The following is a 14529-nucleotide window of genomic DNA, read 5'->3' as shown; positions in this document are numbered from 1 at the left end:
CCGCGGGGTTCCGCAGCGCCATCGACACCCACATTGCAGCATCTGGACTGCTGCTGGCTCAAGCGGACTGAACTATGCTGGGCCATTGGCACAGTCATTTCGGTCCAGGAGCGTTCATGGGCGGACCATCGGACCACACGCATCGGACCACATCCGAATCGGACCACATCCATATCGGACGACACAGGAGGCCGGGCGCCATGGCGGTCGACGAGCTGGACACCCGGATCCTGCGGCTGCTGATGGAGCAGCCGCGCACCAGCGTGCGCGAGTACGCCCGCATCCTGGGTGTCGCCCGGGGCACGCTTCAGGCGCGGCTCGACCGGCTGGAGCGGGACGGCGTGATCACCGGTACGGGCCCGACGCTCTCGCCGGCCGCGCTCGGTCATCCGGTGCTCGCGTTCGTGCACATCGAGGTCACGCAGGGGCATCTGGACGACGTCGGGGAAGCGCTGGCCGCGGTGCCGGAGATCGTCGAGGCCTTCTCGATCACGGGCGGCGGCGATCTGCTGACCCGGGTCGTGGCCCGCGACAACGAGCATCTGGAAGATGTGATCCAGAAGCTGATCAGCCTGCCCGGCGTCGTCCGCACCCGCTCCGAGGTGGCCCTGCGCGAGCGCGTCCCGCAGCGGCTGCTGCCGCTGGTCGAGTCGATCGGCCGCGCGGCCCGGAGGTGACGGCGCGCGGCCCGCGCGCGACCTTTGCCATGCTGGGGCCATGAGCAAGCTCGGCGGCACCGCGGTCATCTTCGATCTCGACGGAACGCTCGTGGACAGCGAGCCGAACTACTACGAGGCGGGCCGCCGGACCCTCGCCGAGCACGGCGTCGCGGACTTCACCTGGGCCGAGCACGAGCGGTACGTCGGCGTCAGCACGCAGGAGACGGCCGCCCTGTGGAAGCGGGAGTACGGCCTCTCGGCCTCCGCCGAGGAGCTGCTCGCCGACACCGACCGCCGCTATCTGGAGCTGGCCCGCACGGCCACGCGCGCGTACCCGCAGATGCGCAAGTTCGTGGAGCTGCTCGCGACGGACGGCGTGCCGATGGCCGTGGCCTCGGGTTCGTCGCCGGAGGCGATCAAGGCGATCCTGGCGGGCACCGGCCTGGACGCGTTCCTGCGCACCGTGGTGTCGGCCGAGGAGGTCTCGCGCGGCAAGCCCGCCCCGGACGTCTTCCTGGAGGCGGCCCGGCGCCTGGGGGTGGCCCCGGCCGGTTGCGTGGTCCTGGAGGACGCCGTGCCGGGCGCCGCCGCCGCGCACGCCGCCGGCATGCGCTGCATCGCGATCCCGTACGTCGCCGAGCAGGCCGGTGCCCCGGAGTTCGCCACGGCGGGGCTGCTGCTGCGCGGCGGACAGGAGGAGTTCACGGCGCGCGGCGCCTACGACTGGCTCGTACGCTCGGCCCGGTCCTCCTGATCCCGCACTGTTTCGGCCCGGTCCTCCTGAACTCGCACCGTTCGGGACGTACCGGCTCCGAGCAGATGCAGATACATGGTGGTCACGTCGCGTACGGCCGCGTCGTACATGTCGGGCCGTGCGGCGACCCGGCGGGCGAACTCGGCGCACATGCCGCCCACGGCGCGGGCCACGGCGAGCGGTTCGGCGACCGGGGACGCCTCGCCCCGGTCGGCGAGGCGGCGGATGTAGCGGGCGTGGCGGCGGACGGGCCGTTCGCGGATCTCCTCCCACAGGCGCGCTACGTCGGGGTCGGTGCGGGCCTGCTGTTCCAGCAGGACGAGCAGCGGCTGGTGGCGGGCGCAGGCGGCGATGAAGGCGCCGACGGATGCCTCGGCGACGGCGCGCGTGTCGCCGCTGTCGACGCCCGGCACCTCCTGCGCGGCGAGGAACGCGTCCCGTACGCCCACCGCGAGGACGCGGAAGATCTCCTCCTTCGAGGCGAAGTACACGTAGAAGCCGGCCCGGGAGACCTCGGCCCGGGCGGTGATGTCGGCGACCGTGGCCGGGCCCAGGCCGAGCCGCGTGAAGACGGTCTCGGCCGCCTCCAGGAGCCGGGCGCGGGCCGGGGCCTCGGTGCGGTCGCGGGCGGTGCGGACCGCCCAGGCCTTGTGCGTGCGTGCCATGCGTGGAGCGTATTGACGTTGACGTCAATGTCAATGAGCATGGCGGGGCCGGTCGATGAGGTCCGTTGGGACCCGTGTCCTGGAGGGCTCCCATGGGTTCTGCCGCCGTGCTGGTCGCCAACCGCGGTGAGATCGCCGTGCGCGTGCTGCGCGCCGCGTCGGAGGCCGGGCTGCGCTCGGTCGCCGTGTACGCCGAGGGGGACGACGCGCACGTCCGGGCGGCCGACGAGGCCGTGCCGGTCGGCGGCTACCTGGACGGAGACGCGCTGATCGCCGCCGCGCGGAGCACCGGCTGCGACTTCCTCCACCCCGGTTACGGCTTCCTGAGCGAGGACGCGGACTTCGCGCGACGGTGCCTGGCGGCCGGCATCACGTTCGTCGGGCCCGCTCCGGAGGTGCTGGACGTCTTCGGGGACAAGGTGCGGGCCCGTGACATCGCCGTGGCCACAGGTGTTCCGGTGCTGCCGGGGGCGCACGGAGGACTCGAGGAGGCGCGCGCGTTCCTCGCTCAGGGCCCGGTGATGATCAAGGCGGTCGGCGGGGGCGGCGGGCGCGGCATGCGGGTGGTGCGACGGGCCGAGGAGCTGGACGAGGCGTGGGAGCGGTGCGCTTCGGAGGCGCAACAGGGATTCGGCCGGGGCGACTTGTACGCGGAACGCCTGCTGGAGGATGCCCGGCACGTGGAGGTGCAGGTCGTCGGAGACGCCACGGGAGCCGTCACGCATCTGTGGGACCGGGACTGCAGTACGCAGCGGCGCCATCAGAAGCTGATCGAGATCGCGCCCGCGCCCGAACTCCCGGACACCGTACGGGAGAAGATCCTCGACAGTGCGCTGCGGCTGGCGCGGGCCGTTCGCTGTTCGAGCCTGGTCACCTTCGAATTCCTGGTCCTGGACGACCGGTTCCACTTCATCGAGGCCAACCCCCGTCTGCAGGTGGAGCACACGGTCACCGAGGAGGTGACGGGACTGGACCTGGTCGCCGTGCAGTTGCGCCTTGCCGCCGGGGCCACGCTGGACGGGCTGGGACTGTCGGGGCCGCCCGCCGCGCCGCGCGGGTTCGCCGTGCAGGCGCGGGTCAACGCCGGGTCGACCGGACGGATCACGCGCTTCGACGTGCCGACCGGGCCCGGGGTGCGGGTCGACACGGCCGTGCGGGCCGGGAGTGACGTCGGGTCGCGCTACGACCCGTTGCTCGCGAAGGTGGTCGCACATGTGCCGTACGGCGGGGTCGAGGCGGCCGTCACGCGGGTGCGACGGGCGCTGGGCGAGTTCGGCGTGGAGGGGGTGCGCACGGGGATTCCGTTGCTGCGGGACGTTCTTGCGCGGCCGGCGTTCTGGGCGCACACACAGGTCGTCGAGGAGACCGCGCCGGAAGCCGCGGGAGCCGACGGCACGGTCCTCGCGCCGCTGGGCGGCACCGTCGTCTCCGTCGACGTCTCCCCCGGTGAACCGGTCTGCGCGGGGCAGCAGTTGCTGGTCCTTGAGGCCATGAAGATGGAGCACGTGGTGCGGGCACCCGGCTCCGGAGTCGTACGGCTGCTGCACGCGCGCGTGGGTCAAACGGTGGGCGAGGGGGCGGTGTTGGCCGTCATGGACGGCGTCAGCGGCGTGCAGGAGGACGGGCCCGAGGTGGAGCCGGTCGATCCGGACGCGGTGCGCGCGGATCTCGCCGAGGCGGTGCACCGCCACTCCTTCGGGCTGGACGAGAACCGGCCGGAGGCGGTCGCCAAGCGGCACGCGCTCGGCCGGCGCACCGCCCGCGAGAACATCGAGGACCTGTGCGACGCGGGATCGTTCACCGAGTTCGGCGCCCTCGCGATCGCCGCCCAGCGCCGGCGCCGCTCCCTGGACGACCTGATCCGCTCGACGCCCGCGGACGGCCTGGTCTGCGGCACCGGGCGGGTGGGCGGCGAGCCGTGCGTGGCGATGTCGTACGACTACACGGTCCTGGCCGGCACCCAGGGGCTGCAGAACCACCGCAAGACCGACCGGATGCTGGAGGTCGCCGAGGAACGGCGGCTGCCCGTCGTGCTGTTCGCGGAGGGCGGCGGTGGGCGGCCCGGGGACACCGACACCACGTCCGTGGCGGGTCTGGACGTGACCACCTTCCAGCGGATGGGACGGCTCAGCGGGCTCGTGCCGCTGGTCGGCATCGCCTCGGGGCGGTGCTTCGCGGGCAATGCGGCACTGCTCGGCTGCTGCGACGTGGTGATCGCCACCCCGGACGCGACGATCGGGATGGGCGGGCCCGCGATGATCGAGGGCGGTGGGCTGGGTGTGTACCGGCCCGAGGAGGTGGGGCCGCTGTCGGTGCAGGTGCCCAACGGGGTGGTGGACATCGCCGTCGCCGACGAGGCGGAGGCGGTGCGGGTCGCGCGGCGGTATCTGTCGTACTTCCAGGGCACGCAGGGGAGTTGGGAGGCGCCGGACCGGCGGCTGCTGCGCCACGTGGTGCCGGAGAACCGGCGGCGGGCGTACGACATGCGCACGGCCGTCGCGGGATTGGCGGACACGGGTTCGGTGCTGGAGCTGCGGTCCGGGTTCGGTGTAGGTGTCCTGACGTGTCTGGTGCGTGTCGAGGGGCGGCCGTTGGGCCTGCTGGCGAACAACCCGGCGCATCTGGGCGGGGCGATCGACCGGGACGCGGCCGACAAGGCGGCCCGCTTCCTGCAGTTGTGCGACGCCTTCGGGCTGCCGGTGGTCTCGCTGTGCGACACCCCTGGGTTCATGGTCGGCCCGGAGGCCGAACGGACCGCCACCGTACGGCACTTCGCGCGGCTCTTCGTGACCGGCGCCAATCTGCGGGTGCCGCTGGTGAGTCTGGTGCTGCGCAAGGCCTACGGGCTCGGCGCGATGGCGATGATGGGCGGCTCGACCCGGGCTCCCCTGGCCACGGCCGCCTGGCCGAGCGGCGAGTTCGGCGGGATGGGACTGGAGGGCGCGGTGCGGCTCGGCCACCGCAAGGAGCTGGAGGCGATCGCGGACCCGGCCGAGCGTGAGCGTGTCTTCGAACAGCGGGTCGCCGAGTTGTACGAACGCGGGAAGGCGGTCAACGCGGCGGCCGCGCTGGAGATCGACGCGGTCATCGACCCGGCCGGGTCGCGGGACTGGGTGGTCGCGGCGTTGGAGCGGTGCCCCGTCCCCCGCCCGGGGCACCGCCCGTTCATCGACGCCTGGTGAGCAAGGCGCCTGTTCCGTACGCCACTTGGTGGCTGAGACTGCTGCCGGGCAGGCCCGTCAGCTGGGCCGGATGTTCTGGTTGAGGCGGAAGACGTTGCCCGGGTCGAGCTCCGCCTTGATCCGGGCCAGCCGCTGGTAGTTGGAGCCGTAGCTGGCGCGGACACGCTCCTGGCCCTCGTCCATCATCATGTTCACGTACGCGCCGCCCGCCGAGTACGGGTGCAGGGCGTCGGAGTAGTCGACCGCCCACCGTTTGATCAGCTCGGCGTTGGCGGGGTCGGCGTCGACGCCTGCGTAGACGGTCGACCAGCGGGCGCCCCGGTAGCCCCAGGGGGTCTCTTCGGGGCCGACGTCGTGGGCGGCTCCGTCGATCGGGTAGAGGTGCATCGTCGACTGGACGGTGGGCACCTCGGCGCCGAACTTGGCGTGGAGTTCGACGGCCTCGTCGGGGATCTCGTCGACGAAGTCGGCGCGCCAGTACCACTGGTGGCCGGGCGGGTAGAGCCCGTCGAACATGGACTGCAGGTCCGGGTGCGGCATCGGCGCGACGAAGTGCAGCATCGGCTCCGGCAGGGCGTCGAGCAGCGGGGCCATCCCGCGTGCGGCCGCCTCGGGGTCGTTGCCCGCGTAGCACCAGACGACGCCGGCCGTCTTGCGCAGCTGGATCTCCTCGGGGAACGGCGGGGCGGGCGGGACGGTGCCGTAGAGGAAGAAGGCGTTCAGCTCGCGGGGCGCGTTCGGGAGGAAGTCCCGGTAGGCGGAGAGGACTTCGGAGCTGATCTCGACGGGCCAGAAGGTCGGTCCGGCGACGACGGTGCCGACCTCGTGCAGCCGGAACTGGAAGGAGGTGACGACTCCGAAGTTGCCGCCGCCGCCGCGGATCGCCCAGAACAGGTCGGTGTTCTCGTCGGCGCTCGCGCGCACCTGCCGCCCGTCGGCGAGGACGACGTCGGCGGAGAGCATGTTGTCGATGGTCAGTCCGCACTTGCGGGTGAGGTGGCCGAGTCCGCCGCCGGTGGCGATGCCGCCGACGCCGGTGGTGGACACGATGCCGCTGGGTGTGGCGAGGCCGTGCGGGTTGGTGGCGCGGTCCACCTCGCCCCATACGCAGCCGCCGCCGACGCGGACGGTGCGGGCGGCGGGGTCGACCTGGATGTCCTTCAGGGGGGAGAGGTCGGCGACCACTCCCCCGTCCACGGTGCCCATGCCGGCACCGTGGTGGCCGCCGCCGCGGACGGCGAGCGGCAGGTCGTGGGTGCGGGCGAAGCCGATCACGCGGGCGACGGCATCGGCGTCGCCGCAGCGGGCGACGAGCGCGGGGCGCCGGTCGATCATCGCGTTGTAGACGGCGCGGGCCTCGTCGTAGCCCGAGTCCTCGGGGCCGATCAGCTCCCCGTTGAAGCCGGACAGTTCACTGCGGGCGGCCTGTGCTGGTGTACTGGACATGCGATATCCCCCGTTTGGTCGGAGACGGGCCGATCTGCACGTTCTACACGTGTTGCGCGGGCCCAGGCATCCGTGGCCGTCACCTAGCTCGGGCCCGGCGATTACCTACGTTTCGTGGTCGGGGAGGAGTCCGAGCCCCGATGCCCGGTCGGCGACGTGGCGGCGGGTGGGCGCGTCCAGCTTGTCCAGGACCGCCCGGACGTGGTTGTCGACGGTACGCACGGACACCACGAGCCGGGCGGCGATCTCGGCGTTGGTCAGGCCCTGCGCGAGCAGCCGCATGACCTGCAGCTGGCGTTCGGTGAGGCCCGCGGGGTTGCCGCGGGTCGCGGCGACCGGGCCGCGCGGGATGTGCTTGACGCCCAGCCCGCGCAGCTCGGCGCGGATCAGCCGGGCCAGCGGTTCGGCGCCCAGGGCGTCGAGTGCGGCGAGCGCCTCGATCTTGTCGGCCGGGTGCGGGCTCTCCGCAACGGCGGCGGCGTGCTCGTAGGGGCAGCCGGCCGCCTGCCACAGCGCGGCCGCCTCCCGCCAGTGGCCGCGGACCTGGAGTGCGTACGGGTGGTCGGAGTCCTCGAGCGGGACCGGGTGGCCGGCCCGGGTGAGCCAGTAGCCGAGCTCGGCGCGATAGGGGACGCCGGGCAGGTCGCGGGCCTGGGCATGGACCGGGGTGGCGGCCTCGACGACGGCGGCGTGGTCGCCGCGCAGCCAGGCGGCCTCCGCGAGCGCGGCCGCGACGGGGCCGGTCCGCTGGAGCTCGCGGGTGCGGACGGCGATCTTCTGGGCCTCGGCGAGGAGTTCTCCGGCGCCGGGGCGGCCGGTGCGGGTGCGCACCCGGGCCAGGACGGTCAGCGCCGGGGAGCGCGCGGGCAGGAAGTCGTGGATGCCGAACTCGGCGTGCCGTTCGGCGTCCTCCCAGTCGGCGGCGGCGAGGCGGCGTATGGCCAGTTCGACGTGGAGGTAGGTCAGAAAGCCGAGGTGCTCGGCGCGGTCGGCGAGGTCCATGGCCGGGGGCAGGTAGCGGTCGGCCTCGGTGTACTGGAGGTGGTCGAGCAGGGTCCAGATGAGGTTGGCGTAGGCGCGGCAGGCGTGCTCGACCTCACCGGCGGCGAGGGCGACGTCGAGGCTCTCCTCCAGCTGCTTGCGTCCGCCCGGGTCGCCGGCGCGCCAGCGGGCCGTGCCGACGTTGTTGAGGGCGTGCGAGAGGATCGCCGTGTCCTCGGCCTTCTGGGCCAGGGTGATCGCGCGCTCTGCGTGTGCGACGGCCTCGGGGTAGCGGTCGTTCAGCATCCGCAGCTGGGCGATGTTGCTGACCGCGAGGGCCAGCAGCCGGTCGTCGCCCGCGTGCTCCAGGACGCTCACGGCCTCGCGGGCGGCGTCCTGGGCCTCGTCCGCGTCGCCGGCCCACCAGTGGATGCGGGAGAGCCAGCGCAGGTCGGCGCCGAGGGCGGGGATGTCGCCGAGCGAGCGGCGCAGGGCGACGGCTTCGCGCTGGGCGGCGACAGCGGCGGCCGAGTCCGCGATGGTGTAGCTCTCCACGGCGAAGCGTTCGAGCAGGTCGGCGAGGTCGGGCGGAGCGTAGCGGTGGCGCTGCTGCAGGACGAGCCCGAGCTGGGCGGCTGCCTCGCGATGGGAGCCGGCCGAGGAGGCGTCGCGGGCCGCGTCGGGCCCGTAGCGGGCGATGGCGTCCTGGTCACCCGCCTGCGCCGCGTGGTGCACGATGCGCGCCGCGTCGGAGCCGGGGCGGGCGACGAGGGCCGCGAGGACGTTGCGGTTGAGCTCGATGCGCCGGGCCGTGGGCACGGAGTCGACGACCGCCCGGCGGATCAGCTCGTGCCGGAACGCGACCCGTTCCGGTGTCACGGCCAGCAGCCCGCGCTGCTCGGCCGCCGCGAGGACGGCCACCCCGGGCGGGAGCAGTGCGTCGATCAGCGGGCGTTCCACGGCCGAGGGGACGACGGCGAGCTGTTCCAGCGCGTCCACGGTGGCCGGGTCCAGTCCGCGCAGCCGGGCGAGTACGGCCTCGACGACGGTCGGGGGCACTCCCCCGGTGCCGCCCGCCGCGACGACCTCGGCGACGAAGAAGGGGTTGCCGGACGTCACCGCGAACACCTGCGCCGGGTCGAGCCGGCCGGTGCCGCTGAGGGTGCGCACGGCGTCCAGGGAGAACCGGGCCAGGGGCAGGCGGTGCACGCGGGGTGCGCGGGAGACCTGGCCGAGGAGGTGGCGCAGCGGGTGTCCGCGGCTGAGCTCGTCGTCGCGGTAGGTGAGCACGAGCAGGGCGGGCAGCCGCTCCATGCGCCGCACCAGGAAGCGCAGGGCGTCCAGGGAGGCCTCATCGGCCCAGTGCACGTCCTCGACGACGAGTACTGCGGGGTGCGGAGTCACGGCCAGCTCTCCGTGCAGGGCCTCGTAGACGCGCTGGCGGTCGCCACCGTCGGTGACCGCGCGGGCCAGTTCGGCGCCGACGCTGCCGACAAGGTCGCGGAAGGGGCCGAGCGGGCGCCGGGTGGCGAGGTCGTCGCACTGTCCGACGAGCACGCGCGCCGGCAGGGGCAGCCGGTCGGGCATGGCTCTCACCAGGCTCGACTTGCCGATTCCGGCCTCGCCGAAGACGAGCACCACCGACCCGGCCCCGTCCGCCGCCTCCCGCGCGGCCGTGGCCAGCAGTGCCAGTTCGGGCTCGCGCTCGAGGATCCCCTGGTCCACGCACCCGATTCTGCCATCGGGCGCCCGCTCTGTCCGTCGCAGCACGCTCCCGCGGCCCCCCACCCCGTGCCTACAGCGCTCAGCACGGCACGGCGCCCCGCCTCGTGGACGGTGACCGGGATGTTCCAGGATGCCGAGGAAGCACGGAAGTTCATCGCGGACGAGGACGTGAAGTTCGTGGACGTCCGCTTCTGCGATCTGCCGGGGACCATGCAGCGCTTCACGGTGCCGGTGGAGACCTTCGCCCCGGACGAGGAGCTGGCGTTCGACGGTTCGTCGATCCGCGGCTTCCAGGCCATCCACGAGTCCGACATGGCGCTGCGTGCCGACCTGCGCACGGCCCGACTCGACTCGTTCCGCAAGGACACGACGCCGATCGTGAACTTCTTCATCCACGCCCCGGTGACCGGCGAACTCATCAAGTGCGGCATCCTCGTCGAGAAGCGGCACCACGAGGTCGGCACCGCGGGCCAGGCGGCCGAGATCAGCTACCGCTTCAACACGCTGCTGCACGCCGCCGACGACCTGCAGCTCTACAAGTACATCGTCAAGAACGTCGCCTGGCGCGACGGCAGGACCGCGGCCTTCGTGCCCAGGCCGATCTTCGGCGACAACGGCTCCGGCATGCACGCCCACCAGTCCCTGGGGCAGGCCGGCAACCCACCCTTCTACGACGAGGAGGGCTACGCCGGGCTGTCGGAGTCCGCCCGCCACAACATCGGCGGCCTGCTCAAGCACGCGCCGTCCCTGCCGGCGTTCGCCAATCCGACGGTGAACTCCTACCACCGCCTGGTCCCCGGCTTCGAGACGCCGGTCAACCTCGTCCACTCGCAGCGCAACCGCTCCGCCTGCGTCCGCATCCCGATCACGAGTACCTCCTCCAGGGCGACGTCTTCACCTCCGACCTGATCGCCACCTGGATCGACCTCAAGCGCACCCACGAGATCGCAGCGCTGCAACTACCGCCGCATCCGGATGAGTTCGAGTTGTATTTCGAGGTGTGACGGCGGCTTGCACCGGGCCGGTGCCGGCCGCGCGCCCGCGTTCTGCGGCGACGCCCTCGTCAGGACGGTGTGAGCGGGAGGTCGTCCGTGTAGGCGTTGATCGGTGGGGCGATGTGGTCGGTGTGATGGACGTCCAGGGCCGCCGGGGCCGACTTGGTGCCGAGGGCGCCGGCGGGGTGCCAGGTTCCGCTGACGGCCAGCCAGGTGTTGGCGGGTGGGGCGGGGGTGCCGTACATGCGGACCTTGACCGACTGGGAGTCGGCCGCGCAGCAGGTGAAGATGATCCGGGTCAGATACCAGCCGCCGCCCTGACCGGCCGGGGTGACGAAGCCGGTCATCTGGATGCTGCGGCTTCTGATCGCCTGTTTCGGGTCCTGCTGGACCCGGGCGGTGAAGTCCGAGAGGGTCATCGGCAGGGGGCTGGTCGCGGGCAGCGGGTCGAAGTGCTGCTCCTTCTTCACGGCCTTGTCGTGCGTGCGTGCGGCCGTGTAGGCGCCGAGGGCGGGCGGGGCGTAGAAGAGCAGGCTCAGCACCGGCAGGAAGAGCAGCCAGGCGACGCGGGGGACGGCGGAGTGGTCGTGGCCGTGTGCGTGGCCGTGGTCCTCGGGTGCCGTGCGGTCCAGGATCGCTCCCGCCAGGCCCAGCAGCACGAGCAGTGCGCCGGAGGCGATCAGGATGGGGCGTTGGCCCTCCTTGACGTAGCGCAGGCAGAGGTCGGTGAAGAGGGAGGCGTGCAGCAGGCCGAGGCCGGTCAGGACCAGCAGCGCGACCTGGAGGTGGCGTTTCACAGCAGCGCGCCTCCGATCAGGGCGCTGGCGGTGATGGCCACGAGGGTGGTCGCGGTGGAGAAGCGGAGCGCGAAGCCCCGCCCGAACGTGCCCGCCTGAAGGGCGATCAGCTTCAGGTCGACCATCGGGCCGACCACCATGAAGGCCAGCCGCGCGGTGGGCGAGAACCCGGTGAGCGAGGCGGCGACGAAGGCGTCGGCCTCCGAGCAGACGGCGAGCAGGACGGCGAGCCCGGCCAGGAAGAGCACCGACAGCCAGGGCGAGCCGGAGAAGGTGTCGAGGACGGAGCGCGGCACGGCGACGTTGAACGTGGCCGCCGCCATGGCGCCCAGCACCAGGAACCCGCCGGCCTGCAGGAAGTCGTGGCGGAAGCCGAGGCGGAACTCGCTCCAGCGGCTGTCGCCCGCCTGGTGGCCCGTGTGCCGGACGGTCTGCCGTAGCCACTCCTCGCGCCCCAGCCAGAGCCACAGCCAGCCCATCGCGGCGGCCGTGAGCAGGGACGCGACCAGGCGGGCGGCGACCATGGCGGGGTTGCCCGGGAAGGCGACCGCCGTGGCGGTCAGCACGATCGGGTTGATCGCGGGCGCGGACAGCAGGAACGCGAAGGCCGCGGCCGGCGTGACACCGCGCCGGATCAGGCTGTTCGCGACCGGCACGGAGGCGCACTCGCAGCCGGGCAGTACGGCCCCCGCGACGCCGGCCACCGGGACGGCGAGCGCGGGGCGGCGGGGCAGGATCCGGGTGAACAGGTCGGCCGGCACGAAGGCGTTGATCGCCCCCGACAGGACCGTGCCGAGGAGCAGGAAGGGCAGCGCCTGGACGGTGATGGCCAGGCAGACGGTTCGCCAGGCGGCGACGGCGGGCCGGTTCAGCCAGCCGACGCCGGTGAGCACGAGGACCGCGGCCAGGCCCGCGGCCGCGACGATGCCGAGGCCGACGAGCAAGGACCGTACGGGGGCGCGGCGCTCTGGAGGGCAGGGAGGTGCGACGACCGCCGTCTCTTCCGCCACGTCAACCAGTGCATCCGTATTTTGCATATTTACTCCGGATGTCGGATTTCGTGGCGAAGATAAGCCAGATCTCCCTACTTCACGGAGCGCACACGCCGCCGAAGACCGATCAATGGACGGGACCGGGAGCGGGCTTGGCCGCGGAGGGCCAGCACGATGGCGACGCCTATCGCTATCAGGTGCTCACGGCCGGCCAGGTTGGGCACGGCGATCGACTCCCACACCATGGACCCGCTGGTGAGCGCGAAGAGGACGGGAGCGCGGCGGACGACGGCGACGTAGGTGAACAGGCCCACGACCGCGGCGGACGGCCCGGTGTCCAGCACCCGCCCGACCTCGGGCGGCAGTCCGAGGCCGCCCCACCCGGCGCCGAGCGCGATCATCACGCGCACCATGAGGGTGCCGGCCAGAGTGGTCGCGTACGAGACGACGAGCGTCCTGGTGCGGCCGAGGACGAGTTCGGCCAGCGCGAAGGCGAGGAACAGCTGTGTGATGCCCGCCCACACGGGCAGGTCGAGGGCCGGGACGTACAGGGACACCGGCGTGCGCAAGAGGGCCAGCCACAGCGGCAGGTCGGCGTTGACGCCGCCGAGGATGCGCACCGCCACCGCACCGGTGGGATGCTGCGCCAGCGCGTGGAAGAAGATCACGCCGAAGGCGGCCACGAACCCCAGTGTCAGTGCGGACAGCCCGCGTCTCATGAGCTGCCGTACCGGATCGACCACGATGCCGTACCACTCGCCGCGCAGCGTGCGCCCGACGAAGGACGCCGACCGCCACAGCGCCGCGCGCAGCCGCGCGCGCCCCCCGCGGTCGGCCGGGACGGCCGGCGGTGCGTCGGCGTGCGGCTGGTCGGCACGTACCTCGGCGGTACGCAGCTCGTCCGCGGCGCTGTCCTCGCAGCGCTCCCCCATGCGAAGCAAGACTCCCCCTGAGAGGGTGAAGGTGACCCGTGCGACACAGGGCCACGCCACCCCACCCGAGGGCTACGCCCGGCGGCGGGGCTTCCTGCGCTTGGCGCCCTTGGAGACGTCGGATTTGCCCCTGGGGTTGCGTGCCGTCGTTTTTGCGCCGGTGGAAGTGCGCCGGTCACCGGCCTTCGCGCCGGTCTTCGCCTTCGCCTCCGGCGCGTCCGCCTTGCGGCCGCGGGAGCTGTTGACCGTACGGCCGCGGACGATGCCGATGAAGTCCTCGACCAGGTCCGTGGTGGCCTCCTCGGGCCAGGCCAGGGCGACGCCGGACTGGGGGGCGTCGATCACCGGCCGGTACACGAGGTCCTTGCGGTGGTGCAGGCGCGCCAGCGACTGGGGGACGATCAGGAGACCGACACCGGCAGCGACGAGCTCGACGGCGTCCTCCGTGGAGGCGGGCCGCTCGAAGGCCTCCTCGCCCGGCGGCCGGTCCCACTCGAAGACGTCGTCCAGCGGGTGGAAGAGGACCTCCTCCTCGAGGTCGTCCAGGGTCACCTCGTCCACGGCCGTGATCAGGTGGTCCTTGGGGACGACGACGACCGTCGTCTCGGTGTAGAGGGGGATGGCGCTGAAGTACGTACGGTCCACCGGCAGCCGTACGAGTCCGGCGTCGGCGTCACCGGCGCGCAGCAGCCCGAAGGCGTCGGCGGCCGGTACGGCGAGGAGGGTCAGCGGGATCTCGGGCAGGCGTTCGTTCCAGATCCGCGCCCACTTGGCGGGCGTCGCCCCCGGGACGTACGCGAGCCGGAACGTGGGGGATGTCTGCGAGCCTGTCACGCTGCAAGGTTACCGGCCGTGGTCGGCGCCTTCGTTCCCGCTCGATACCCTTGACCACATGACGTCGCACCAGAACACCCAGACGATGAAGCCCGCGACCGCGGCGAAGAAGCTGGGTGTGTACCTCGAGGCCACCCCCGCCGAGTTCCGGGAGAGCACTGTCTCGCGGGCCGAGCTCGGCCAGTTGCAGGCCGACCCGCCCGCGTGGCTGCGCGAGCTGCGGGCGAACGGCCCCCATCCGCGTCCGGTGGTCGCGGAGAAGCTGGGCGTCTCCATCGCCGGTCTCGCCCGCGGAGGCGTCACCGAGGCGCTCACCACCGAACAGATCGACGCCCTGAAGCAGGAGCAGCCCGAGTGGCTGCAGAAGGAGCGCGCGACCCAGGTGGAGGTCCGCAAGGAGGGTGCGCGGATCAAGAAGCGCAACGCCGAGCGGGCGGCCGGGAACGAGTCGGGTCAGTCCTGACACCCGTCCGTTCGCGACGGACCGTCGCCTTCCACACCCGCTGTGTGCACGAAGCACGCATCTGACGGAACGTCACGACGAAGGTCACAAAAGCGTATCGGACA

The 14529-nt window shown here is 72.6% G+C and carries 11 protein-coding genes and 1 pseudogene; 5 read left to right on the top strand and 7 right to left on the bottom strand.

The window, feature by feature from the left end:
- The first annotated feature begins 200 nt into the window (after positions 1–200).
- Entirely contained in the window at positions 201–677 is a 477-nt protein-coding gene (locus ACGFYN_RS33685) for an Lrp/AsnC family transcriptional regulator (protein ID WP_393869718.1), read from the top strand.
- A 40-nt stretch (positions 678–717) separates the two neighbouring features.
- A complete protein-coding gene (locus tag ACGFYN_RS33680) occupies positions 718–1413 on the top strand; it encodes an HAD family hydrolase (protein ID WP_393869717.1) in 696 nt (231 codons plus the stop codon).
- On the opposite strand, the gene ACGFYN_RS33675 is transcribed toward ACGFYN_RS33680, so the two are convergent.
- A complete protein-coding gene (locus ACGFYN_RS33675; RefSeq protein WP_393869716.1) occupies positions 1377–2078 on the bottom strand; it encodes a TetR/AcrR family transcriptional regulator in 702 nt (233 codons plus the stop codon). The two genes, ACGFYN_RS33680 and ACGFYN_RS33675, sit on opposite strands and share 37 nt — an antisense overlap.
- 92 nt (positions 2079–2170) lie before the next feature.
- On the opposite strand from ACGFYN_RS33675, the gene ACGFYN_RS33670 reads away from it, so the two are divergent.
- Complete coding sequence (locus tag ACGFYN_RS33670) at positions 2171–5260, top strand: carboxyl transferase domain-containing protein (protein WP_393869715.1); 3090 nt, start codon at positions 2171–2173, stop codon at positions 5258–5260.
- 57 nt (positions 5261–5317) lie between these two features.
- Here ACGFYN_RS33670 and ACGFYN_RS33665 read toward each other — a convergent pair whose 3' ends face one another.
- Both ACGFYN_RS33665 and ACGFYN_RS33660 read right to left on the bottom strand, forming a co-directional pair.
- The gene (locus ACGFYN_RS33665) at positions 5318–6706 is read right to left on the bottom strand and encodes an FAD-binding oxidoreductase (protein WP_393869714.1); all 1389 of its coding nucleotides are present in this window, start codon (positions 6704–6706) and stop codon (positions 5318–5320) included.
- Positions 6707–6811: 105 nt separating this feature from the next.
- Positions 6812–9412, bottom strand: coding sequence for an ATP-binding protein (locus tag ACGFYN_RS33660; protein WP_393869713.1), 2601 nt, complete (start codon positions 9410–9412; stop codon positions 6812–6814).
- Between the two features lie 120 nt (positions 9413–9532).
- On the opposite strand from ACGFYN_RS33660, the pseudogene ACGFYN_RS33655 reads away from it, so the two are divergent.
- Positions 9533–10416 (top strand): annotated as a pseudogene (locus ACGFYN_RS33655) (glutamine synthetase beta-grasp domain-containing protein).
- A 59-nt stretch (positions 10417–10475) separates the two neighbouring features.
- On the opposite strand, the gene ACGFYN_RS33650 reads toward ACGFYN_RS33655, so the two are convergent.
- The 4 genes from ACGFYN_RS33650 to ACGFYN_RS33635 all read right to left on the bottom strand — a co-directional run bounded on the left by ACGFYN_RS33650 (position 10476) and on the right by ACGFYN_RS33635 (position 13962).
- Positions 10476–11204, bottom strand: coding sequence for a TIGR03943 family putative permease subunit (locus tag ACGFYN_RS33650; protein ID WP_393869712.1), 729 nt, complete (start codon positions 11202–11204; stop codon positions 10476–10478).
- Positions 11201–12241, bottom strand: coding sequence for a permease (locus ACGFYN_RS33645; RefSeq protein ID WP_393869711.1), 1041 nt, complete (start codon positions 12239–12241; stop codon positions 11201–11203). Before ACGFYN_RS33645 ends, ACGFYN_RS33650 begins: the two co-directional genes overlap by 4 nt.
- Before the next feature lie 47 nt (positions 12242–12288).
- Positions 12289–13128 carry a hypothetical protein gene (locus ACGFYN_RS33640; RefSeq protein WP_393869710.1) on the bottom strand — a complete coding sequence of 280 codons (840 nt, stop codon included), beginning with the start codon at positions 13126–13128 and terminating at the stop codon, positions 12289–12291.
- Between the two features lie 72 nt (positions 13129–13200).
- On the bottom strand, positions 13201–13962 hold the full coding sequence (locus ACGFYN_RS33635) for a LysR family transcriptional regulator substrate-binding protein (RefSeq protein ID WP_393869709.1): 762 nt from the start codon (positions 13960–13962) through the stop codon (positions 13201–13203).
- A gap of 58 nt (positions 13963–14020) precedes the next feature.
- Here ACGFYN_RS33635 and ACGFYN_RS33630 point away from each other — a divergent pair, with 58 nt between their 5' ends.
- Positions 14021–14425 (top strand): DUF5997 family protein, encoded by a 405-nt coding sequence (locus ACGFYN_RS33630; RefSeq protein ID WP_393869708.1) that lies wholly within the window; start codon positions 14021–14023, stop codon positions 14423–14425.
- The last annotated feature ends 104 nt before the right edge of the window (positions 14426–14529 follow it).

Origin of the sequence: Streptomyces sp. NPDC048419, assembly GCF_043200415.1 — a bacterium.
GTDB lineage: Bacteria > Actinomycetota > Actinomycetes > Streptomycetales > Streptomycetaceae > Streptomyces.
The sequence above is the reverse complement of the archived record's forward strand: the minus strand, read 5'-3'. Positions and strand labels throughout refer to the sequence as shown.

Coding starts and splice junctions, on each gene's coding strand:
- ACGFYN_RS33685 (WP_393869718.1), top strand. CDS start 201: ATGGCGGTCGACGAGCTGGACACCCGGATCCTGCGGCTGCTGATGGAG.
- ACGFYN_RS33680 (WP_393869717.1), top strand. CDS start 718: ATGAGCAAGCTCGGCGGCACCGCGGTCATCTTCGATCTCGACGGAACG.
- ACGFYN_RS33675 (WP_393869716.1), bottom strand. CDS start 2,078: ATGGCACGCACGCACAAGGCCTGGGCGGTCCGCACCGCCCGCGACCGC.
- ACGFYN_RS33670 (WP_393869715.1), top strand. CDS start 2,171: ATGGGTTCTGCCGCCGTGCTGGTCGCCAACCGCGGTGAGATCGCCGTG.
- ACGFYN_RS33665 (WP_393869714.1), bottom strand. CDS start 6,706: ATGTCCAGTACACCAGCACAGGCCGCCCGCAGTGAACTGTCCGGCTTC.
- ACGFYN_RS33645 (WP_393869711.1), bottom strand. CDS start 12,241: ATGCAAAATACGGATGCACTGGTTGACGTGGCGGAAGAGACGGCGGTC.
- ACGFYN_RS33640 (WP_393869710.1), bottom strand. CDS start 13,128: ATGGGGGAGCGCTGCGAGGACAGCGCCGCGGACGAGCTGCGTACCGCC.
- ACGFYN_RS33630 (WP_393869708.1), top strand. CDS start 14,021: ATGACGTCGCACCAGAACACCCAGACGATGAAGCCCGCGACCGCGGCG.